General features: G+C 33.6%; 18 protein-coding genes and 3 pseudogenes. 10 read left to right on the top strand and 11 right to left on the bottom strand.

What is annotated here, in order from left to right; genetic code table 11:
- On the top strand, positions 1-1,467 hold the full coding sequence (locus N7U66_RS02425) for a lipopolysaccharide biosynthesis protein (RefSeq protein WP_267677172.1): 1,467 nt from the start codon (positions 1-3) through the stop codon (positions 1,465-1,467).
- A gap of 73 nt (positions 1,468-1,540) precedes the next feature.
- On the opposite strand, the gene N7U66_RS02420 is transcribed toward N7U66_RS02425, so the two are convergent.
- Positions 1,541-1,984: a hypothetical protein gene (locus N7U66_RS02420; RefSeq protein WP_267677171.1), complete on the bottom strand. Its 444-nt coding sequence runs from the start codon at positions 1,982-1,984 to the stop codon at positions 1,541-1,543.
- A gap of 338 nt (positions 1,985-2,322) precedes the next feature.
- Positions 2,323-3,255 carry a hypothetical protein gene (locus tag N7U66_RS02415; RefSeq protein WP_267677170.1) on the bottom strand — a complete coding sequence of 311 codons (933 nt, stop codon included), beginning with the start codon at positions 3,253-3,255 and terminating at the stop codon, positions 2,323-2,325.
- A gap of 126 nt (positions 3,256-3,381) precedes the next feature.
- Between N7U66_RS02415 and N7U66_RS02410 the strand changes: the two genes are divergently transcribed.
- From N7U66_RS02410 to N7U66_RS02400, 3 genes are all read left to right on the top strand, one after another.
- Positions 3,382-3,600 carry a hypothetical protein gene (locus N7U66_RS02410; protein WP_267677169.1) on the top strand — a complete coding sequence of 73 codons (219 nt, stop codon included), beginning with the start codon at positions 3,382-3,384 and terminating at the stop codon, positions 3,598-3,600.
- Between the two features lie 17 nt (positions 3,601-3,617).
- Positions 3,618-3,899 carry a DEAD/DEAH box helicase gene (locus N7U66_RS02405; RefSeq protein WP_267677168.1) on the top strand — a complete coding sequence of 94 codons (282 nt, stop codon included), beginning with the start codon at positions 3,618-3,620 and terminating at the stop codon, positions 3,897-3,899.
- Positions 3,900-4,158: 259 nt separating this feature from the next.
- On the top strand, positions 4,159-4,938 hold the full coding sequence (locus N7U66_RS02400; RefSeq protein WP_267677167.1) for an SDR family NAD(P)-dependent oxidoreductase: 780 nt from the start codon (positions 4,159-4,161) through the stop codon (positions 4,936-4,938).
- A gap of 57 nt (positions 4,939-4,995) precedes the next feature.
- Here the strand turns inward: N7U66_RS02400 and N7U66_RS02395 are convergent, their stop codons facing one another.
- On the bottom strand, positions 4,996-5,691 hold the full coding sequence (locus tag N7U66_RS02395) for a hypothetical protein (RefSeq protein WP_267677166.1): 696 nt from the start codon (positions 5,689-5,691) through the stop codon (positions 4,996-4,998).
- A gap of 201 nt (positions 5,692-5,892) precedes the next feature.
- On the opposite strand from N7U66_RS02395, the gene N7U66_RS02390 reads away from it, so the two are divergent.
- On the top strand, positions 5,893-6,996 hold the full coding sequence (locus N7U66_RS02390) for a DUF3667 domain-containing protein (RefSeq protein WP_267677165.1): 1,104 nt from the start codon (positions 5,893-5,895) through the stop codon (positions 6,994-6,996).
- A 3-nt stretch (positions 6,997-6,999) separates the two neighbouring features.
- Here N7U66_RS02390 and uvrA read toward each other — a convergent pair.
- Positions 7,000-9,797, bottom strand: a pseudogene (uvrA, locus tag N7U66_RS02385) (excinuclease ABC subunit UvrA).
- 242 nt (positions 9,798-10,039) lie between these two features.
- Between uvrA and N7U66_RS02380 the strand changes: the two are divergent.
- Complete coding sequence (locus tag N7U66_RS02380) at positions 10,040-10,624, top strand: RNA polymerase sigma factor (RefSeq protein ID WP_267677164.1); 585 nt, start codon at positions 10,040-10,042, stop codon at positions 10,622-10,624.
- A 57-nt stretch (positions 10,625-10,681) separates the two neighbouring features.
- Complete coding sequence (locus N7U66_RS02375; protein WP_267677163.1) at positions 10,682-10,825, top strand: hypothetical protein; 144 nt, start codon at positions 10,682-10,684, stop codon at positions 10,823-10,825.
- A gap of 67 nt (positions 10,826-10,892) precedes the next feature.
- On the opposite strand, the gene N7U66_RS02370 is transcribed toward N7U66_RS02375, so the two are convergent.
- Entirely contained in the window at positions 10,893-11,549 is a 657-nt protein-coding gene (locus N7U66_RS02370) for an endonuclease III domain-containing protein (protein ID WP_267677162.1), read from the bottom strand.
- Positions 11,550-11,594: 45 nt separating this feature from the next.
- Here N7U66_RS02370 and bcp point away from each other — a divergent pair, with 45 nt between their 5' ends.
- Positions 11,595-12,053, top strand: a complete 459-nt coding sequence (gene bcp / locus N7U66_RS02365; RefSeq protein WP_267677161.1) for a thioredoxin-dependent thiol peroxidase — start codon at positions 11,595-11,597, stop codon at positions 12,051-12,053.
- Positions 12,054-12,119: 66 nt separating this feature from the next.
- Here the strand turns inward: bcp and N7U66_RS02360 are convergent, their stop codons facing one another.
- Together N7U66_RS02360 and N7U66_RS02355 are read right to left on the bottom strand one after the other, a co-directional pair.
- Positions 12,120-13,235 (bottom strand): DUF2914 domain-containing protein, encoded by a 1,116-nt coding sequence (locus N7U66_RS02360; RefSeq protein WP_267677160.1) that lies wholly within the window; start codon positions 13,233-13,235, stop codon positions 12,120-12,122.
- A 140-nt stretch (positions 13,236-13,375) separates the two neighbouring features.
- Positions 13,376-14,826, bottom strand: a pseudogene (locus N7U66_RS02355) (TonB-dependent receptor).
- A gap of 95 nt (positions 14,827-14,921) precedes the next feature.
- Here N7U66_RS02355 and N7U66_RS02350 point away from each other — a divergent pair.
- Together N7U66_RS02350 and N7U66_RS02345 are read left to right on the top strand one after the other, a co-directional pair.
- A pseudogene (locus tag N7U66_RS02350) lies at positions 14,922-15,697 on the top strand (MBL fold metallo-hydrolase).
- A gap of 77 nt (positions 15,698-15,774) precedes the next feature.
- Positions 15,775-16,212 carry a hydrolase gene (locus N7U66_RS02345; protein ID WP_267677159.1) on the top strand — a complete coding sequence of 146 codons (438 nt, stop codon included), beginning with the start codon at positions 15,775-15,777 and terminating at the stop codon, positions 16,210-16,212.
- A gap of 4 nt (positions 16,213-16,216) precedes the next feature.
- On the opposite strand, the gene N7U66_RS02340 is transcribed toward N7U66_RS02345, so the two are convergent.
- Genes N7U66_RS02340 through N7U66_RS02325 form a run of 4 tightly spaced genes read right to left on the bottom strand, consistent with a single transcriptional unit; the run spans position 16,217 to position 20,400 of the window.
- Positions 16,217-17,950: a hypothetical protein gene (locus N7U66_RS02340; protein WP_267677158.1), complete on the bottom strand. Its 1,734-nt coding sequence runs from the start codon at positions 17,948-17,950 to the stop codon at positions 16,217-16,219.
- Positions 17,938-19,161 carry a DUF4249 domain-containing protein gene (locus N7U66_RS02335; RefSeq protein ID WP_267677157.1) on the bottom strand — a complete coding sequence of 408 codons (1,224 nt, stop codon included), beginning with the start codon at positions 19,159-19,161 and terminating at the stop codon, positions 17,938-17,940. Before N7U66_RS02335 ends, N7U66_RS02340 begins: the two co-directional genes overlap by 13 nt.
- Positions 19,149-19,487 (bottom strand): hypothetical protein, encoded by a 339-nt coding sequence (locus tag N7U66_RS02330; protein ID WP_267677156.1) that lies wholly within the window; start codon positions 19,485-19,487, stop codon positions 19,149-19,151. The genes N7U66_RS02335 and N7U66_RS02330 overlap by 13 nt, the downstream gene beginning before the upstream one ends.
- Positions 19,447-20,400: a DUF4249 domain-containing protein gene (locus N7U66_RS02325; protein ID WP_267677155.1), complete on the bottom strand. Its 954-nt coding sequence runs from the start codon at positions 20,398-20,400 to the stop codon at positions 19,447-19,449. Before N7U66_RS02325 ends, N7U66_RS02330 begins: the two co-directional genes overlap by 41 nt.
- Positions 20,401-20,479 lie beyond the last annotated feature (79 nt).

Here is a 20,479-nt window from a genome sequence, read left to right as displayed (position 1 = left end):
ATGGGAATAGTGATTAAGCAATCCATACAGAATACGGTAACCACGTATATAGGTTTTGTAATAGGTGCCATCAATACCTTATTTCTTTACACCCACTTTTTAACCAAGGAATACTTCGGTTTGGTAGGTTTTGTACTGTCTACAGCCAATATAATGATGCCGCTATTTATGTTTGGCGTGAGTAATACATTGGTTAAATTTTACACATCTTATAAAACTAAAAACCAGCAAAATGGTTTTTTAACCCTGATGTTGTTTTTACCACTATTGATGATCATTTCTGTCGGATTGTTTGGAACATTAGGTTATGAATGGATTAGTAACTGGTTAGCGAGGAAGAACAGCATTATTAAGGATTACACCTGGTTAATTTATGTTATCGCTGTAGCTATGGCGTATTTTGAAATCTTTTTTGCTTGGAGCAAAATTCATTTCAAAAGTGCTTTTGGGAATATTATGAAAGAAGTGTTTCATCGAGTTTGTGTAATGATATTACTCATTAGCGTTTACTTAAAATGGCTTACTGTTTCCCAATTTGTATATAGTTTAGGAGGCGTTTATGTTTTAAGAATGCTAATCATGACAATCTATGCGTTTAGTATACGTTTCCCAAAGGTTAATTTTAATTTTAATTTTAATGTGGGTTCTGTTTTAAAATACAGTTTTTTAATTATCATTGCGGGTTCTGTGGCGATGTTAATGTTAGACCTAGATAAATCGATGTTGGGCTTACTGGTGCAAATTGATAACATCGCCTCGTATAATGTCGCTATATTTATTGTAACAGTGATAGCCGTACCATCCCGAGCCATGCATCAAATCACCTATCCATTAACGGCGAAATTAATGAATGAGAAAAACTTTAAAGACCTTTCTAATTTATATAAAAAAAGCGCTCTAAATCTTTTAGTTGTTGCTGGTTTGCTGTTCATCTTAATAATTGCAAATATAAAAGAGTTATATACCATATTGCCTCAAGATTACAGTCAAGGGTTGTATGTGGTTATTATTACGGCAATTATTAAATTATTGGATAATCTTTCAGGGAATAATAACTCTATTATATTTAATTCAGATTATTATAGAATTATTCTCTTTTTTGGCCTTCTCATTATTATGGTGGCTATTGTTTTAAATTTTATATTCATACCCAAATACAATATAAATGGGGCGGCGACTGCTAGCTTTTTTGCGCTTTCACTTTACGGTATTTTGAAAGTATGGTATGTTAATAAGAAGTTTAAAATGCATCCGTTTAGTAAAAAAACGGGACCGACTTTACTATTAATAGTGTGCATTTCTTTACTGTTCTATTTTTGGGATTTCAATTTTGATCCAATTATTAACATAGTTTTCAAATCATTAATAATTAGCATAATCTATGGTGTTTTAGTACTTCGCCTGAAGCTCTCGAATGATATTTCAGATATTATTAGTAGAATAATAACACATAGAATTAATAAGTAAAAACTCCTTTTATTTTGTTGTCTTAAACAAAATAAAAGGAGTTGTAAGTATCATAGTACATAGGACTTGGGACTTAATTAAATTCGCTATAGGTGTGTAATGATTTCAAGGTTTCTTCATAAAACAAGATGGCAGAAATTAAGTTAGACTTATCTGAATAAGGTAATATCTTGTTTTGAAACTCAAGTGTATTATTAAAATAATTATCGGTTGCCTCGTGTTGATCCTCTAAAGCCTTTCTATGATCTTTGGTATCAGGAATTCCTAAAGAACTCATAGTGACTCCGGGCATAGTTGCAAAGGCAATGTTAGGTAATATTTTAACAATCACTTCTATTCTCTCAATATATAAGGTCAATAATTTTCCCTTTTGCAATTGGCTAAGTTCATCACGGTCATGGTATTTTGAGATGCCTACTTTTCCATTAATGATGGATAGGGGTTGATCTTTTTGAGCAAAACATATGCTCACTATTAGTAAAAAAGCAAGGCTTAGTAAAGTAGGTTTTGTTTTCATTTTTTTAGGATTTAAATTAGTTTATGTTGAATTATAGTTGTCAAAAGTTTATTTAAAATTATCTGTTACCTTTTCTTGAACCAGAATTTCGTGTTTGTGTCCCTTTGGAAACAGAGGTGTTGGAACGTGTACTTCTTGATTCTGACTTTCTAGATCGCGTTGCTCCGGTTGCTGATTTCTGACTTCTTGAAGCAGAGGCTATACGGGTATCATTTGCTCTAGATGTGTTCGAATTTGAACGCGTTCTCGTTTTATTAGGTGTAGAAACGGTTCTGTTAGATCGGTCATTACGCGCTTGTGAACTATTACGTGTTCTTGTATTCGTAGCATTTCTTGTCCTAGGAGTGTTTGATTGCGCTCTCGGTATTTGGAGTTGTAGAATTACCTCTAGTTCTAGGTGTTGATGCATTGCCTCCGGTTCTTGGTGTAGTAGTAGAAGTAGTGCCTCTCGTTCTAGGTGAAGACGTATTGCCTCTCGTTCTTGGGGTTGAAACAGAATTGTTTCCTCTAGTTCTAGGCGTAGATACGTTATCACGCGTTCTTGTTCTAGTTGGCGACGAAGCTCTAGTTCTTCCATTTGTATTAGAAGCATAGCTTCTGTTTCTTGAGATCGTATTACCTCTTCTACTAGCGACAGCTGTTGTTCTTCTGTAATTATTAGTATACGGTCTGTTATATCTATAACGTATAGGTGTATAATGTTGTCTGTAAGGTCTGTTATAAACGACGCAATGGTTGTAAGCAGGTATTGCATAATATCTATGCCAAGGTCTGTAAACATACCCTCTGTTGTATACATTTATATATCCTGTACAGTGATCGAAAGTATTGTATCTATTATAATGTACATACAACCCGCCAACTCTAGTAATAAATCCGCGGTTGTTGTAGTTAATATAAATATCTCCAGCCTGAGTAATGCGACCGTAGTAATCATAATAAATAGGTGTGTTTTCAATTTGAATAATGGCACCGTACTCGTCATATTGTACATATGCGCTGTAATCATAACCAGAATTAAAACTTATGTTAACATTAGGCGAGCCTATAGAGACATTAACTTTTGGTCCGTAATTAGGCATGTAAAAATCAAATTGCCCATCTGCATAAACAGAAAACTCAATACCTTGTTCGTTAAAAATAAAAGACTTCCCATATCCTCGGTAAGATGATACTATCGTTTCTGAAGTTTCTTCTTTGTTAATTGCCTCTGCATTTACAGTTATACTTGTAAGAAGTAAGGCTGATAAGAAATACATTAATTGTTTCATAATATTCGTTTTTAAGATTGAACACTAACAGAAATACAAGCATCGTGCCAAAACTATATTGCTGTCGTTTTGTAAGTTGGGTAATTACCGTTAACTTCGCAGTATACTTACCATAAGCAGAAAAACATGTCTTTAAAAAAATTAAATCCTGAAATCAAAGAAGCATTAGAAAACAATAATATTACGATGCTAACACCATTTCAAAAAGCGGTATTACCAAAAATAAAAGGGGGTGCCGATTTATTTTGTATTGGAGACAAAGACGCTGGTAAAACAACCGCAATAATCATTGCAACCATGCAAAAATTGAAAAGTCAAGCTTTTGAAGATGCACCCGAGCACTAATTATTGTTGAAAATAAGGTGGAAGCGTTAAAATTAAAAGAGGCGTTTTTAAAATTTAGTAAACGCACAGATTTAAGAATATATACCGCCTACGAAGAGCAAACGTTGGATCAACAAAAAGAAGAAATCTATTACGGACAAGATATATTAATAGCGACTCCCAAGCGTTTAAATAGGTTGTTTTTGTTGAATTCTGTTAATGTGAGTCAATTAAAACTTTTTATTATTGAGGATGCCGTATTCGCTGAAAAAGGGATGCATTTTGCAGATGTTAACCGTATTCCGAGAAAGCATGGATAAATGTCAGTACCTTATTTTTGCTGAAAAATTAACACCACGATTACAGCGCTTTGAAGAGACATTTATGTATAATGCTCAAATTATTAAAGGGTAATATTCCTCTATCTAAGAAGGAAGTAGTGCAAAACTTAGTTTTCTCAAGTTCAACGACGAATGCCTTCGCCACTCCAATTGACTCTATTTTATTTAATGAAGCATATTATAAATTTCTTAACAATATTATGTGGTTTCCTATTTTATCTTTACCAAAACTTAAAATATGAAAACAGCATTAATTACAGGAGGAAGTAGCGGAATAGGTAAACAATTTGCTCAAATTCATGCAGAAAAAGGAGGGGATTTGGTTTTGGTTGCTAGGAGCGAAAAGGAGTTGTTAGATATAAAACGAGAGTTAGAGTCCAAATATAAAATTAAGGTTTTTGTCATAACTCAAGATTTAGTTAAGTCCAATGCGGTTCAAGCCATTTACGATGAAGTTAAAAGGCAGAACATTAGTATAGATTACCTAATTAATAATGCGGGTTTTGGTGGCATAGGAAAATTTCATGAAAGAGAGTGGCAAAAAGACCATGACATGATCCTTTTAAATATTATGGCTTTGACGGCTTTAACCCGTTTGTTTTTACCTGATTTTGTAGAGAGAAATGAAGGTCGAATTCTTAATGTATCCTCAACGGCGAGTTTAATGGCAGGGCCTTTGCAAGCTGTATATTTTGCAACTAAGGCTTATGTTACTTCTTTTAGTAATGCGATAGCAGAAGAATTACGGGATACAAATATTACTGTGACAAACTTAATGCCCGGTGCCACCGAAACAAATTTTGGTAAAGTATCGGGTATGGATAAGACAGCGATGTTTAAAAGCACAGCCAGTGCAAGACAGGTTGCAGAGGATGGTTATCAGGGCATGATAGACGGAACCCTAGATGTTATTTACGGTTTGACTTTTTCTCAAAAAGCGATGATGTCTATGCTACCACTAGTTCCTAAAAAAATGATACTCTCACAAATTAGAAAAATGCAAGAAGTAGAGGAGTAAAATAAAAAAACTCACAAACTTAGATTTGTGAGTTTTTTTTATTTGTAAGCCAAGCAGTTACTTTCTTTTCTTAAGTTTCTTCTGCTTCTTAACTTTACCATCTTTCTTATAATAATAGTAGTCGTCATTATCATTGTGATCATTCCAATCATTATCGTCATGCGTTCCATAATGACTTGTAGAACATCCAGTAACGCCACAGAATCCACAACCTTGATTTCTAAAATTAACGTTGCCAAAGATGTCTATAATTTGTCCGCGTCTGTTGTATTTTAAATGTAAACCTCCAACTTTCGTTAACCAACCTTGTCTGTTATATTGCATATAAACAGAACCTAGACGTTTGACTTGGCCTACACGGTTATAGTTTACAAAAACGTTACCAATACGTCTTACTTTTCCATCCCTGTCATGCGTAATAATAACCCCTCGGTCTCTTGGAGTAGAAAACCTTACTTGTGTTCCAGGCGCTCCAAAGGTTCCATTTACGCTGGTGCGCCTGGTATTCGATCTTCTATAATACCCCTCATCATGTGAGTTATGATTATCATCAATATTGGTATTGAAATCAAATGAGCCATCAGGAAAAACTAAAAATTCTACACCACGCTCAATAAATTGGATTGGATCATCAAAACGGTAGCGATTACTAGTCAAATCTTCACCTTGTGATGCAGATTCAACTTTTTCTGCTGCTGTTACAGTTGTTAATCCCATTAACAAACCTGTAAATAATAGTACTAATTTCTTCATAGTAATACGGATTTAGATTTTGTGCCTACTCTTTAGCTTTTCGGCTTACGCTATTTGCTATTGATACTTTCAATTCGCGTGCCAAACTTGCTAACGCCTATTTTCACTAGTGGTTTCCAAAGAATTAAAACAAGATTAATTAATGATTTACAGGGGCATTTCAATTAAAATGATTATTTTTAAAATTGAAAACCGCTATAAATGTCTATTTCTTACTCCACTTGTAAAAATTGTGAAAAACAGTTTCAAAGTCGCTATGATTTTTGTCCATATTGTGGTCAGAAAGATAGGGAAGAGCTAACCTTAAGCTTGCTTTTTAGTAACACCATAAGTAACTATTTCTCTGTGGATGCGCGCTTTTTTAAAAGCTTTTTGCCATTGCTTTTTAGACCGGGCTATTTAGCCGAAAAATTCATTGGAGGAAAACGTTTACTCTATTTGCACCCCGCACAATTATACCTTTTTATTTCAGTGGTATTTTTCTTTTTGTTTTCTTTTAGTACTCGAAAACAAATAGACAGCGTAAATAGTCGTTTTGATAATTTTTTTAGTCCTACACAGGTTACAAATAGTAGTGTTAGTGGTAAGGGAACAACTGATTCTACTACTTTAGAAGTACTAAACACTAATAAAGAAAAAGATTCTATAGCAAAGACAGAACTTCGTAAAGTTTTAAATGACAATGTTTTTTTAACCGGGTTGACGCAAAAGCAAGTAGATTCCTTAATAGAGACTGAAAAATTTAAAAATAATAGTGTTTTGAGCTCCAGTTTTAATGAAAGCAAAATCGATTCATTAATCGCGGCAAAAGCGTCAGATCATGAGATTTATAGTGCAATGGGCTTGAAAGAAACGGATGGCGCTTTTAAAAGACGTTTATATACTCAAGGATTGAAATTTTATAAATCTAAACAAGGTGGAAGTATTTTACAGACCTTTTATGATACCATACCGATTGCCATGTTTTTCTTATTGCCCATTTTCGCCTTAATTCTTAAACTATTGTATTACAATAGGGGCCGTTACGCGCATCATTTGGTTTTTAGTTTTTATTATTTTGCTTTTCTATTTTCCGTGTTTACTATTATTCTGACGTTGAATTTTATTATGGAGATCCCAAACTGGGTAGTTCTAGTAATCACGTTGTCTACATTTAGCTATTTACTAATCGCTATTAAGCACTTTTATCGCCAGGGATTGTTTTTAAGTTTTATTAAAAGTGGATTAACGGCGTTCTTATTTTTGGCCCTGGTAATACCTATTACAGTGATTTTTTTAGGATTGTTTTCTTTTATGTTTTACTAAAAACTAGAGCTTTTCTTGCAGATATTTTCCCGTTTCTGAAGCCTTAACCTTAACAATCTCTTCAGGGGTGCCGGAAGCTACTAAATGACCTCCGTATTCACCGCCTGTAGGTCCTAAATCTATGATGTAGTCGGCACATTTTATAAGTTCTAAATTGTGTTCTACAACAATAATGGAGTGTCCTTTTTCAATTAAGGCATTAAAGGATTTTAACAACTTTTTAATGTCGTGAAAATGTAATCCCGTGGTGGGTTCATCAAAAACAAATAATGCCGTTTCTTTAGTGTTTCCTTTTCCTAAAAAAGAGGCCAGCTTAATACGCTGTGCTTCTCCTCCGGATAATGTTGAGGAACTCTGACCTAAAGTAACATAGCCCAATCCCACATCTTGCAACGGTTGTAATTTCGTTTTTATTTTTGTGACGTGGTTCTCATCAAAAAATACGATGGCATCGTCAATAGTCATATTTAAAATATCATCAATATTTTTATCGGCAAAAGTGACTTCCAGGACTTCTTTTTTAAAACGCTTCCCTTTACAGGTTTCACATTCTAAATGCACATCGGCCATAAACTGCATTTCAATGGTAACTTCGCCTTCACCTTTACAGGTTTCGCAGCGTCCGCCATCAACATTAAAACTAAAGTGTTTCGCGGCATAATTTCTAATCGTACTCAATTTCTGTTTACTGTATAGCGCACGAATATCATCATAGGCTTTAATGTAGGTCACTGGATTAGAACGAGAGGACCTCCCAATAGGATTTTGATCTACAAACTCGATGTGTTTCACATTGCTATAATTTCCTTTGAGCTCTGTAAATTGACCAGGCTTATCTCCAAAACCCGTGAGTTCTTTTTGTAATGCGGGATAGACTATTTTTTTAACTAAGGTACTTTTTCCACTACCAGAAACACCTGTAATGACGGTAAGCATCCCTAATGGAAAGCTGACGTTTATGTTTTTCAAGTTGTTTTCTCGAGCGCCTATAATGTCAAGACTATATTTCGAAGTGCGCCGTTTCTTAGGAACTTCAATTTTAAGTGTTTCATTAAGGTACTGTGCCGTTAGCGAATTGGAAGCTAAGATATCTTTATAGGTGCCTGTGGCCACCACATGCCCCCCAAAAGTTCCCGCTTACGGTCCGATATCAATAATTTCATCGGCCTCTTTCATAATATCTTCATCGTGTTCAACCACAATGACAGTGTTTCCTAAATCTCTTAAGGCTTTTAATACAAGTATAAGGCGCTCTGTATCCTTTGGATGTAACCCTATACTTGGTTCATCAAGAATATACATGGAGCCCACCAGGCTACTTCCTAGTGATGTTGCTAAATTTATACGTTGACTTTCTCCGCCAGATAAGGTGTTCGATTTTCGGTTTAACGTTAAGTAGTCTAAACCGACGTTGCTTAAAAAAGAAAGACGGTTATTAATTTCAGTCAACAATCGTTTTGCAATCGTGTGATCATGAGCATTCAATTCTAACTGTTTAAACCGGAGGCTCAATCTATCGAGGGGCATTTCAACTAAGTCTGTCAATGTAGCCCCGCTTATTTTAACATAATTCGCTTCCGGCCTTAAACGCTTTCCATGACAAACTTTACATTTTGTTTTTCCACGATAGCGTGACAACATCACTCTATTTTGGATTTTATAGGCCTTACTTTCTAGTTCGGCAAAAAAGGTATGTAGTCCTTCAAAATATTTATTACCGTTCCATATGAGGCTTTTATGTGCCTCACTCAATTCAAAGTAAGGTTTGTGAATAGGAAAATTAAAATGGTGTGAGTTATTAACTAATTGATCGCGATACCAACTCATGCTTTCACCACGCCATGGGAAAATAGCATTTTCATAGACCGAAAGTGCCGTATTGGGGATCACTAAATCATCATCTATACCTATGACGTCTCCATAGCCTTCACATTTAGGGCAAGCTCCATACGGATTGTTAAAACTAAATAAATGTACATTAGGCTCTAAAAAGGTAATGCCATCTAACTCGAACTTATTACTAAAATGGCGCATCTCTTTATTAGAAGACGCGCTTGATAGCGATTCAATAAAGCACTCACCTTTACCTTCAAAAAAGGCCGTCTGTATGGCATCTGCCAAACGATTAAAGAAATCCTCATCATCTTTAGTGACAATTCTGTCAACAACTAAAAACAGATCTTTTGTTTTTTCTGTAATATGTTCAGCAGCGTCTAGACGAATAATGTCGCCTTCCGCTTTAATTCTAGCATAACCTTGGGCATTAAGCGCCTTTAGTTTATCACTCATGTCACGACCTTCTTCTAAATGAATAGGAGCGAGGAGAAGCAGTTTTTTACCTATAGGGATACTTTTTATATATTTTAAAACATCTGAAACCGAATCTTTTTTTACTTCCTCTCCGGAATGTGGGGAATACGTTCTTCCAATTCGGCAAATAACAATTTGAGATAATCGTAAATTTCTGTGGAGGTACCAACGGTAGATCGTGGATTGGTTGAATTTACTTTTTGCTCAATGGCAATGGCAGGAGCGATGCCTTTAATATAATCGACTTTAGGCTTGTTTAATCGTCCTAAAAATTGCCTAGCATAGCTAGAAAGGCTTTCCACATAGCGTCTCCGGCCTTCTGCATACAGCGTATCAAATGCTAAACTAGACTTTCCTGAACCTGATAACCCTGTAATAACAACCAATTTATTTCTTGGAATAACGACATCTATATTTTTTAAATTATGCAATTTTGCACCTTTAATGATGATGTTATGTTTTGGATTAACTTCGGAAAGCTTAATGTTCATAGGGTTTTATAAATTTTAAGGGATACAAAGATAAGACTTCTATTTCAGCTTAAAAACAGATTATTGTGCAATAAAATGTTAAATATTCTGTTTTTTTTTGTTTTTTCGGAATGATTGTTGTTATATTTACCTTCATTAATAATTATTTAATTTTCAAGCCTATAGCATACAATTACTTTTTTAATTTACAAACCTAAATCTAATGCTGAAGTCCTACCTTCTGCAGTAAAAAAGTAATGATTATGCGACAAGAAATTATATCAGATGCTATTTTAGTTAGTAGCTACCTCAAAGGCGATGAAACTTCACTAGAAATTTTAATAAAAAGACACAAGCAACGTATTTATAGTTTTATCTATTCTAAAGTATATGATAGAGACGTGGCAGAAGATGTCTTTCAAGATACTTTTATCAAAGTTATAAAAACGCTGAAAAGAGGAAAATATAATGAAGAAGGTAAATTTTTACCTTGGGTGATGCGAATTGCTCATAATCTGGTGATTGATCATTTTAGAAAAAATAACCGCATGCCTAAGTTTGATAATAGTGGCGAATTCAGTATTTTTTCTGTGTTATGCGACAGTAGTTTAAATGCCGAAAAAGCCATTATAAAAGATCAGGTAGAAAGTGATGTGAGACGTTTAATTGAAGAATTGCCTGAAGATCAAAAAGAAGTGTTGGTGATGCGCATGTATCAAGATATGAGTTTTAAAGAAATTTCGGAGCGCACGGGAGTTAGTATTAACACCGCTTTAGGGCGTATGCGTTATGCCTTAATTAACATGAGAAAAGTGATAGAAAAACACAATATTATTTTAACGAATTAAAAATATACAATATAAGAGAAAAAGTCACGTTATTAATTTGAAACAAAAAGCAAATAAATGGCAAAACTTTACTCTCAAAATCCTAAAAAAGACAAAAAATTGAACCCAAAAGATGAGACAATACGTTTTATTCTTAATTACTCCAAGGCTTTAAGTGTTATAAATTATAAAAACATGGAGTTTGAAGCACTCTTGAATTAGACTAAAAATCCTGATTTTTTAAATCAGGATTTTTTTATTATTTTTTTCTAGAGGGGTAGGTTGAAAATTATTTTTTAACTTTTTCATAGTCTCTTAAAACAGAAGCTCTTCCAATGGTCTTTGTTATGATATCTTTATTTAAATCCCATCCACGGGCTGGAGAATACTCTCTGCCATACCATATCATTTGAAGGTGTAAATCATTCCATGTGTTTTCTCGAAATAAACGCTTCGCATCCTTTTCAGTTTGTGTCACGTTTTTACCATTGGTTAAATTCCAGCGATACATGAGTCTGTGAATATGAGTATCTACTGGAAATGCGGGGACACCAAACGCTTGTGACATTACAACACTGGCTGTTTTATGTCCTACGGCAGGTAAGGCTTCTAATGCTTCAAAACTTTGGGGAACAAGGCCCTCATGCTTTTCTATTAAAATATGCGATAGCCCGTGAATCCCTTTACTTTTCATTGGGGATAGCCCGCAAGGCCTGATGATGTCTTTAATTTCTTCAACACTCATTTTAATCATATCATAAGGGGTATCTGCTTGTGCAAATAACAAAGGGGTGATCTTGTTCACCCGGACATCTGTGCATTGCGCAGACAGTAAAACCGCAATCAATAGGGTGTAAGGATCTTTGTGGTCTAATGGAATAGGAATTTGTGGATATAGGGTATTTAACGTATTTATAACAAAGTCTACCTTTTCTTGTTTGGTCATTAGTTGTATTTTTGAGCGATACGAATGAATTTCAAAATTACAATTATGAATACACTAAAACAAGGCGATAAAGTACCAAATTTTACAGTTAATGATCAGGATGGTCATGCGATATCTTTGAGTGATTATAAGGGGAAGAAATTAATAGTTTTCTTTTATCCTAAGGCCAACACTCCTGGTTGCACAGCAGAGGCATGTAATTTAAGTGATAATTATAAAACGTTACAAGACCAAGGGTATTCTATTTTGGGCGTTAGTGCCGATACTGAAAAAAAACAGTCTAACTTTAAAAATAAGTTTCATTTCCCTTTTCCCTTATTAGCAGACACCAATAAAGACGTTATTGAAGCCTTTGGTGTATGGGGAGAAAAGAAGTTTATGGGAAGAACGTATGATGGAATTCACCGTAAAACGTTTTTAATTGATGAAAATGGGGTAGTTACTCATGTCATCGATAAAGTAAAAACCAAAGACCATGCGGCTCAAATATTAGATTTGTTATAGTCGTTTTACCTCAATCTTTTCCATTAAGTTAACTAGTGCATCACACAGGTCAAAGAGCCTTTTGGTTTAGAATTCTTTTTGAACCAACTTTCTAGGTCCGGAAGAAGCGTTGGCAATAAGCTCAAAATCTATAACGCCAAGCACCAATTCTTCTTCTGTGATGACTTCTACCTTCCAAGAACCAGACTTGATGTTGCTTTTAAAAGTATAACCACGGAATCCACCATCTCTTCCTCCAGTAATATTATAACCTATGTCTTCCACAATGTCCCACTGTTTACTCTTAGGGTTGTACCAATTCCAGCGGTGATATATTTTTTTTGATAAATCTGTTGGTGCAAAAATCGATGAAAAAACATATACATTTTCATCAGGATGGTGCACAAATTGTAATCGGTGACTTCTCCAAAATATATACCATTCATCCTTTTCGTAAGTCACCACATAATTATTACCATTCATTTCAATATTATGGGCCACGAGACCAGTGTCCATAGCCAAAGGGACGGGAGGAATAAGATTAAATAAATAAAAGGTGTTTATAGAAATATAGATGGCGAATATAATACCAATGAGTTTACCTAAGTGTATTTCAATCCGTGTACTAGGACTTATATAGTAAATACTAATAATGAGCAATAATGTGCAAATGAAGCTAATAACTCCTGAAAAAAGAAAAATAGCAGTACTCATCTCCTTTATTAATACAGGTACCATGAAGGCAAAGAATGTAAAGCTTATAAAAAAGTATATACTAAACTGTAGGTATTTATTAGAGATTCTTTTCTTTAAAAACTCATTAGCGACAAGTAGCGCGACCAAAATAATAAAAAAGGCTAAGGTCTTAGATAACGAAACACTTCTAGAAAAATAAATAACATAAGCACTCGAAAGGCCTCCGAAGAAAAACTGAATAGCCAAAGGCAAATACGCTTCAAAACGGCCAAGAATTGTGTTTTCCCAAGCCCCATCATCGACTAGATTATAGAGATATAAGGAAGCAGTAAGCGCGGTCATGTGAAGGCACAATACCACCATATCATACAACCTATCGATGCGCCCAAGCGTGAGCGTGTCGAAAATAAAACCTGCGATAAAAAAAAGGATAGGCATATATTTTTTATGCCGTGATAAGAAGTTTCTAGGCTTACTCTGCTTGGTTTGATCTACTGTTTTATTCATCTTATTTTATAGGCCTGTTTTGATACAAAATAAATGAATCTATCCATCCATAAGTAGACATATTTAATCATTTCAAATGAATATAGATAGCCGAGATAATTATCTGTAATCGATATATTATACAATATAATTGATATGACTTATTCGCGATTATGCGCTTCTTCCGTTTCGCATCCGAACAAACTTTTTTCCATTATTAAACTAGAAACGCCTTTTGGTAACATACTTTGCCAACCTTCTTCACCGAAGCGATCATACTTAATACTTTACGAGAGAAGACATTGAGTGTCGTTGGATCATAGTCTGTAATATCAACTACTTTTCCATTATACTTAAAGAATTTATACAATTCTTTCATTCTAGGGTGCACTTTTAAATTATCGCTAGTGGTTAATGTACCATCTTCATTTTCCATAGGGTAGAGATACACTCGTAAATCTTTAAAAAACAATTTACCAAAGGCTTCTAAAATACCACCACTTAAATGGCGATAATATTTCTCATCAAAAATATCTACTAAATTATTAACCCCCATGGCTAAGCCCATCCTGGCTTTTGTGTATTGTGAAAAATATTCTACTAATTTGTAGTATTCTTGGAAATTTGAAATTAAAACCGTTTGCCCGAGTGAACACAGCAGTTTCGCTCTATCCATAAAATCTTGCTCATCGATTTCTCCCTCTGCACGAAGATTAGATAGTGTAATTTCAAAAATAACCTGCGTTTGGTCTTCGTCTACTTTATTTTCTTTCAAAAACATGTCTAAAGATTTCTCATACATGTCCATATTTACTTTCGTTACAGGTCTAAAACTTCCGCGTAATGCTAATATGTTTCTTTTGTAGAGGACTCTAGCTGGCAGTACGTTGTTTCCATCTGGTGCAAACATTACGGCATCTGTCATGCCGTTTTTTACCAGTTGTAAACTCATTAAACGGTTATCCACTTCAGAAAATACGGGGCCGGAGAAGTTTATCGTATCAATTTCTAATTGATCTTTATCTAAATGATCATATAAATAGCGCAATAGTTTTCTTGGCGTATTGTACTTATAAAACGCACCATAAATAAGGTTTGTCCCCAATTTACCTAAAGTCTCTTGTTGTAAGCGGGCATCATTTTCTTTAAAACGAATATGCAATACAATCTCGTTGTAATCCTGTTCCGGATCCACTTGATATTTTATACCTACCCATCCATGTCCTTTGTATTTTTTAGCAAAATCGATAGTTGCTACCGTGTTGGCGTAGCTAAAAAACATTTTATGTGGATGCTTATCGCGTGTTATACGCTGCTCAATTAAATTTATTTCATGATCCAGCATTTTACGCAAGCGGGCTTCAGTCACGTAACGTTTATCATTTTCAATCCCATAAATGGCATCGCTAAAATCTTTATCGTATGCCGACATCGCTTTTGCTATGGTTCCGGAACCACCGCCTGCCCTAAAAAACTGACGTACAGTTTCTTGCCCAGCACCTATTTCAGAAAATGTCCCGTAAATATTTTCGTTAAGATTTATGCGTAATGCTTTATCTTTTAACGACGGAATAGTTTCTATATCTTTATCTCCTCTTAGTGTGATTTCCATAATAAATAGGCAACGATTTGTGTTACGTACAAAGGTATCAAATAAGTATAGCAAACAAAAAAAATAACTTATTTTTGTGAGAAACAATTTCTCTATTGAAAATCACTTTTTTAGGAACAGGAACGTCACAGGGTATTCCAGTTATTGGGAGTACACACCCTGTTTGTTTAAGTGACAATCCAAAGGATAAACGGTTGCGTGTTTCTGTTTTAGTGGAGTGGAAGAAATATACTTTTGTTATTGATTGTGGGCGGATTTTAGGCAACAAATGCTACGAGCTAATTGCACAAAATTGGATGGTGTTTTATTTACACATGAGCATGCCGATCATACCGCTGGACTTGATGATATTAGACCATTTTTTTTTAAACAAGGTGATATTGACATTTATGCACACCGTCGTGTCTTAGGCGAGTTACGAAAGCGATTCGACTATATTTTTACTACTGAAAATAAATATCCTGGAGCACCAAGTGTGCGTTCGCATAGTATTAAAAATGAAGCTTTTAAACTTAAGGATATAGAAGTGATTCCTATTGAAGGGTTTCATCATAAATTACAGGTTTTTGGATTTAGATTTGAAAATTTTGCTTACCTCACAGACATGAAGACTATTCCCGACTCTGAATTAGATAAACTAAAACATTTGGACGTGCTAGTATTAAATGCCTTGAGAGAAGAGCCACACCTATCGCATTTAAATCTTGAAGAAGCACTTGCTCTGATTGACAGACTTAAACCTAAGCGTGCTTATTTAACACACATTAGCCATCAATTAGGGTTTCATGACGAAGTACAACAGAAATTACCAAAAAACGTGTTTTTAGCTTACGACGAATTAACTATTTATATTCCAATTACTAAATCTTAAAAAATATTATACTTATGAAGAATCGCATATTTATGTATCTATTTATTTTTTCTTTATTGCTGTTAATCTTTCAGTATATGAATTCGAAGAAAATTTTTGACGACAGTAATAAAAAGGTTGCTAATACAGAAATACAGATTAAAAAATATCAAGATTCTATACTTCAATTGAATCAAGAGATTACAGATTTGTCTTATTTTAATTTTGATAGTAATGAGAAATCTTATTTCTATTTTGCTGATAAAGGATATGACATGTCAAAGCTGCTTCCAGCCATTCAAGACGGGTTATATACCCAAAATGAATTTGATGGAGACGAGCATCCATTAATACCTTATGGGTCTAGTGAAGGCAATAGAATGCAAATTAATATTGTACGTATTTTAAATCACAAATGGATTATTGCCGATTTTACAGACGGCCAATTTGAAGGCGAGCTTTTTATAACCTATGAAATTGACGAAAAAGGCGACTTGAAGTATAAATTGGTAGAATCTTTCTTATACCCCTTATAGCGTTTTACTTAACTTCAAAATAAGTATTAGAAAGAACATATTCTCCATCCTTGGTATAACCTTCAAACCTAATTTCATAGGTTCCATGATCATCTGAGGTATAGGTTTTAAAAGTCTCATTTTTGCTATTAAGTGTGATATTAGGAATCCAAAGTAATTGATTTCTATAATCCGGTATGTGTTTATATTGTTCCTGGTTTTGATACTGCGGCTGATAATTCATTTTATTACTTTCTGAGATAGTTATATTTGTATTTATAATGAACTCACCATTGATGGACGTTTTAAAGTCCTGTAAGAAGGTCGTGACCCCTATGACACCTTGATATAAGTTTGCACCATAAACATAGTCCCCTTGTACTATGCTAATAGATTCGATTTTTTTTGGATTGAAGTCAATCAAATCGTTGTTGTTTTGTACAATCATTCCATCTACAACAATCAGAGGTTTCAAATTTGTAATACTATTATTTTCTCTTGAAGCATTATCGGCATGCACTATTATTTGGTAATCATCCCCCTCTTTTCGCAGACCAGCTTCGGGAATGACTTCTATAAATGTTTCTCTAACCGTTTTAAATCGTGTATAGTCATCAAGCACATATTTTTTTGCGGTATTATAATAAAAGGGATCTCTTTCTATCGTCTTCATAATGCTATCTTGTTTATTTTCAAAATAGGCATTTTCAATTTGAGATTTTATGCTGCGTTGCTCTATAATTCTTTTTAAATCCTTACTGATACCTAAATTTTTAAATGTAAGCGCTTTGTAATTAGTCTTTTTAGGTTCAATTAATTCTATTTTAAAATCATCATTATTATCTTCAACAAGTTGTATCGTCATTTCTTCATATGTTAACAAATGATCAATATTGAAAAAAAATTGTCCTTGAGCATTGGTTTTCGACATTTTAAAAATAGGATTTTTGCTTACAATGGAAAGGGCTATATTTTTATTTTCGATATCTAATGGTTGGGTTGTATTGGTTATTTTACCCACCAATAATTTACCTCTCATTTCAGGGAAAAATACAATATTAGAGGTGTCTAATGTTGTATAATTTTGAGAAGTTTTATATTCAACAGAAACCGAATCTAATTTCTTAATAGAAAGACTATAGTTGCCGTTTTTTATTTTATCATTTACTAAAACATCTACAGCTAAAGCCTCTCTGTTTGTGTAATTTTTTTTTGAAATATTTAGGGTAATATTTCCGTTATCGTGTTGTTCTAGATTTAGCGTATTTGCTTTTGTTATTGCAATGGTTTCCGCGCTCTCACTAAGGGTTTGATTAACTGAAGAAAAGGGATTAATAATATTAATATCTTTCACATATCCACCTTTTATAGAATTATTTTTTGACCAATTGGTATAAGCTATTAACTTATAATTTCCAGTTCTTAATTGTGAAGGTATAAAAATGTGATGATTGGCACTATGATTTTTTATAGCCAAAGTTTGTTTTATGATAAGATTATTATCTGAATCGATTAGCTCGACATAGCCTACTTTACTTATAGCGCTCGGCTTATTTTCACTAAAAACGAATAACTTATAATATAAATATTCTCCCACCAAGGCAAAATCAGTAGTTGTGTGAAGGGTTGTATATTCGTTAGGAATTAATAATAATTCATTAAGGTTTACTGTTGATTTCTCTGCTTGGCCATTTGAAACAAATGACACTAAAAATGCAAATAATATTATTGTTGTTTTTTTCATAATTATTCTTGCCAAAATTCAGGTTTTATGTTAGAAGAAAAAGAAGTACAATCACCACATTGTGGACTAACAATTTTATAGGTATCAAATCCACCACTCAAATATTTATAATTATCAAAAGACAACCTTTCATAAAGTTTTGCACGTTGATCTAAATAATTATACTTAAGTATTAAATGGTTTATATTTAAATTAAGGACTTCTGTTTCGTCAGTTCTATATTCACAATCAAAGGGATATTTTGGTTGGGGAATACCTACATCAAAATAATTAAAAAACAATCTTTTAGAGGAAACAGATGCTACTTCAAAATATCCAGCAATTTTTTCGTTTTTATTATTTATAGATTCTATATTACCCACATTATATCCCGGCTGACTCTCAGAAAGTAAGCTCTCGTTAATTCCTAATTCTTTAATTATTTTGTAATAGTTGTAAGCTTCAAAGCTTTGCACATATTGTTTTACCAATATACTATATCTTTCTCTAAGCAAGCTATTTCTTTTGTCTAGAGTTCTTACGACGAACCTTTCAACAACATTATTATCAAGTTGATTTGTTGAAGTTTGAATAATACCAATTGACGCATTTGTCGTGTAACAAGTACGTTGATCTACTGTTTTTGGTTCCAGTCGTATTTCATATTCCTGACCAAAGTTTTGAACATTTGATATAATAGCATTCAGGCTGCTATAATAAGGAACAACAATTTTGTGAGTTTCTTCATATTCATATCTAAAATATTGCGCGCCATTAATATCATTTTCGCTGTTGACAAATATTTGGACTCCCTGATCATCACTGTATATAGCATACAGGCTATTTATTTGAGAAATAGGAGTAAGATTGGTTTCTAAAGACTGATACTGCTTACCATTTTTCGTTGTTATAAACAGTTTGTAACTCATGTTTTGGGAGGCTTCAAACTCTATGTTGGACACATATTTGCCCTCTGTATTTTGCGTGAAATGATATGTGTTACCTTGGCTATCTAATATTTGAACATTGGCATTATTCTCTAACTTTTGCTCATTTCCTTCAAGTAAGTACGTTCGTGACAGTTTAATTTCTTGAAATTTAAACTCATTGGTAATGGTTCCTTCAACTACCAAAACGCTTTCAAAAGCTTGTGTTTCTAATTCTATTTCTTCTATGCAGGTAAAGCAAATAAAAAGAGTGGCGACGAAGATGATTTTAAATATTTTTCTCATAATTAGTCTTCCCAAAAATCAGGTTTTATATTAGACGAAAACCAGGTGCAGTTACCACACTCAGGGCTAATAATTTCGTAAATAAAGCCATCTAGCGATACATCTAAAAACTTAAAATATTCTCCAGATCTCATTAAATTATACAAAACACGTCTATGATTTGGCGTTCCAGGTGAACCACCATCTAATCTGTAATCTAGTTTTAAATGATTTTTATTATAGTTATTCACACCACCAGCATCAGTTTCATATTCACAGTAATAGGCATAATCAGGTTGAGGCATATCTAAATCGGCATAATTAAAATATAGTCTTCTCGGAAGAAACAGAAGCGACATCAAAATACCCGACTATTTTTTCAACGTTATCATTTATAGAAATGAGATTTCCAATAACATATCCTGGTTGATTTTCTGAAAGTAGACTCTCACTAACACTCAAATCATGAATAATCTTATAAAAATTATAAGCTTCAAGGCTTTGAGAATATTGTTTAACCAATATGGAATATCGTTCTCTAAGGACGCTATTCTCTTTATCAATAGTTCTTACTGGGAATCTATTCACCGTATTATTATCAAATTGAGTTGTAGACGTTTGAATGATTTCAAATGATGAATTTGTAGTATAACAAATACGCTGCTCCTCTGTTTTGTCTACCAATACAATTTCATACTCAAATTCGATTAAATTGTCAACAACATTAGTTACAATAGCATTAAAATTACTGTAATAAGGAACAATGACCTTGGAGGTCTCTTCATATTCGTATCTAAAATATTTTGCTCCATTAGGGGCGTTATCACTATCAACCAATATTTGAACCTCATTCTCTTCACCCTCATTGTATTCTACATAAAGACTGTCTATTTGTGAAATAGGGGTGAGTTTAGTTTCTGTAGATTTATATTGTTTGCCATTACTGGTCGTTATATTTAATGTGTAACCCATATTAGGCACTGCTTCAAATTCAATATTAGACACATACACCCCTTCCAAATTTTGGGTAAAAGTATATAAATTACCTTGGTTGTCTAATATTTGAACATTGGCATTATTCTCTAACTTTTGCTCATTTCCTTCAAGTAAGTAAGTGCGTGACAGTTTAATTTCTTGAAATTTAAACGCGTTCGTAATCGTGCCTTCCACGACTAAAACACTTTCAAAATCTTGCGTTTCTAATTCTATTTCTTCTATGCAGTTAAAGCAAATTAAAAGAGTGGCGATAAAGATAACGTTAAGTATTTTTCTCATAATTAGTCTTCCCAAAACTCGGGTGGTATATTAGATGTGAATGATGTACAATCATCACATTGAGGTTTTATAAAAGATG

The sequence above is a fragment of the Lacinutrix neustonica genome, assembly GCF_026625145.1.
Classification (GTDB): Bacteria; Bacteroidota; Bacteroidia; order Flavobacteriales; family Flavobacteriaceae; genus Lacinutrix; species Lacinutrix neustonica.
Note: the sequence above shows the minus strand (reverse complement) of the source record. Positions and strands in the feature narration are given on the sequence as shown.

Excerpts from the sequence above, each read along its gene's own strand:
- N7U66_RS02425 (WP_267677172.1), top strand. The coding sequence starts at position 1 with ATGGGAATAGTGATTAAGCAATCCATACAGAATACGGTAACCACGTAT.
- N7U66_RS02420 (WP_267677171.1), bottom strand. The coding sequence starts at position 1,984 with ATGAAAACAAAACCTACTTTACTAAGCCTTGCTTTTTTACTAATAGTG.
- N7U66_RS02415 (WP_267677170.1), bottom strand. The coding sequence starts at position 3,255 with ATGAAACAATTAATGTATTTCTTATCAGCCTTACTTCTTACAAGTATA.
- N7U66_RS02410 (WP_267677169.1), top strand. The coding sequence starts at position 3,382 with ATGTCTTTAAAAAAATTAAATCCTGAAATCAAAGAAGCATTAGAAAAC.
- N7U66_RS02400 (WP_267677167.1), top strand. The coding sequence starts at position 4,159 with ATGAAAACAGCATTAATTACAGGAGGAAGTAGCGGAATAGGTAAACAA.
- N7U66_RS02395 (WP_267677166.1), bottom strand. The coding sequence starts at position 5,691 with ATGAAGAAATTAGTACTATTATTTACAGGTTTGTTAATGGGATTAACA.
- N7U66_RS02390 (WP_267677165.1), top strand. The coding sequence starts at position 5,893 with ATGTCTATTTCTTACTCCACTTGTAAAAATTGTGAAAAACAGTTTCAA.
- N7U66_RS02380 (WP_267677164.1), top strand. The coding sequence starts at position 10,040 with ATGCGACAAGAAATTATATCAGATGCTATTTTAGTTAGTAGCTACCTC.
- N7U66_RS02375 (WP_267677163.1), top strand. The coding sequence starts at position 10,682 with ATGGCAAAACTTTACTCTCAAAATCCTAAAAAAGACAAAAAATTGAAC.
- N7U66_RS02370 (WP_267677162.1), bottom strand. The coding sequence starts at position 11,549 with ATGACCAAACAAGAAAAGGTAGACTTTGTTATAAATACGTTAAATACC.
- bcp (WP_267677161.1), top strand. The coding sequence starts at position 11,595 with ATGAATACACTAAAACAAGGCGATAAAGTACCAAATTTTACAGTTAAT.
- N7U66_RS02360 (WP_267677160.1), bottom strand. The coding sequence starts at position 13,235 with ATGAATAAAACAGTAGATCAAACCAAGCAGAGTAAGCCTAGAAACTTC.
- N7U66_RS02345 (WP_267677159.1), top strand. The coding sequence starts at position 15,775 with ATGAATTCGAAGAAAATTTTTGACGACAGTAATAAAAAGGTTGCTAAT.
- N7U66_RS02325 (WP_267677155.1), bottom strand. The coding sequence starts at position 20,400 with ATGAGAAAAATACTTAACGTTATCTTTATCGCCACTCTTTTAATTTGC.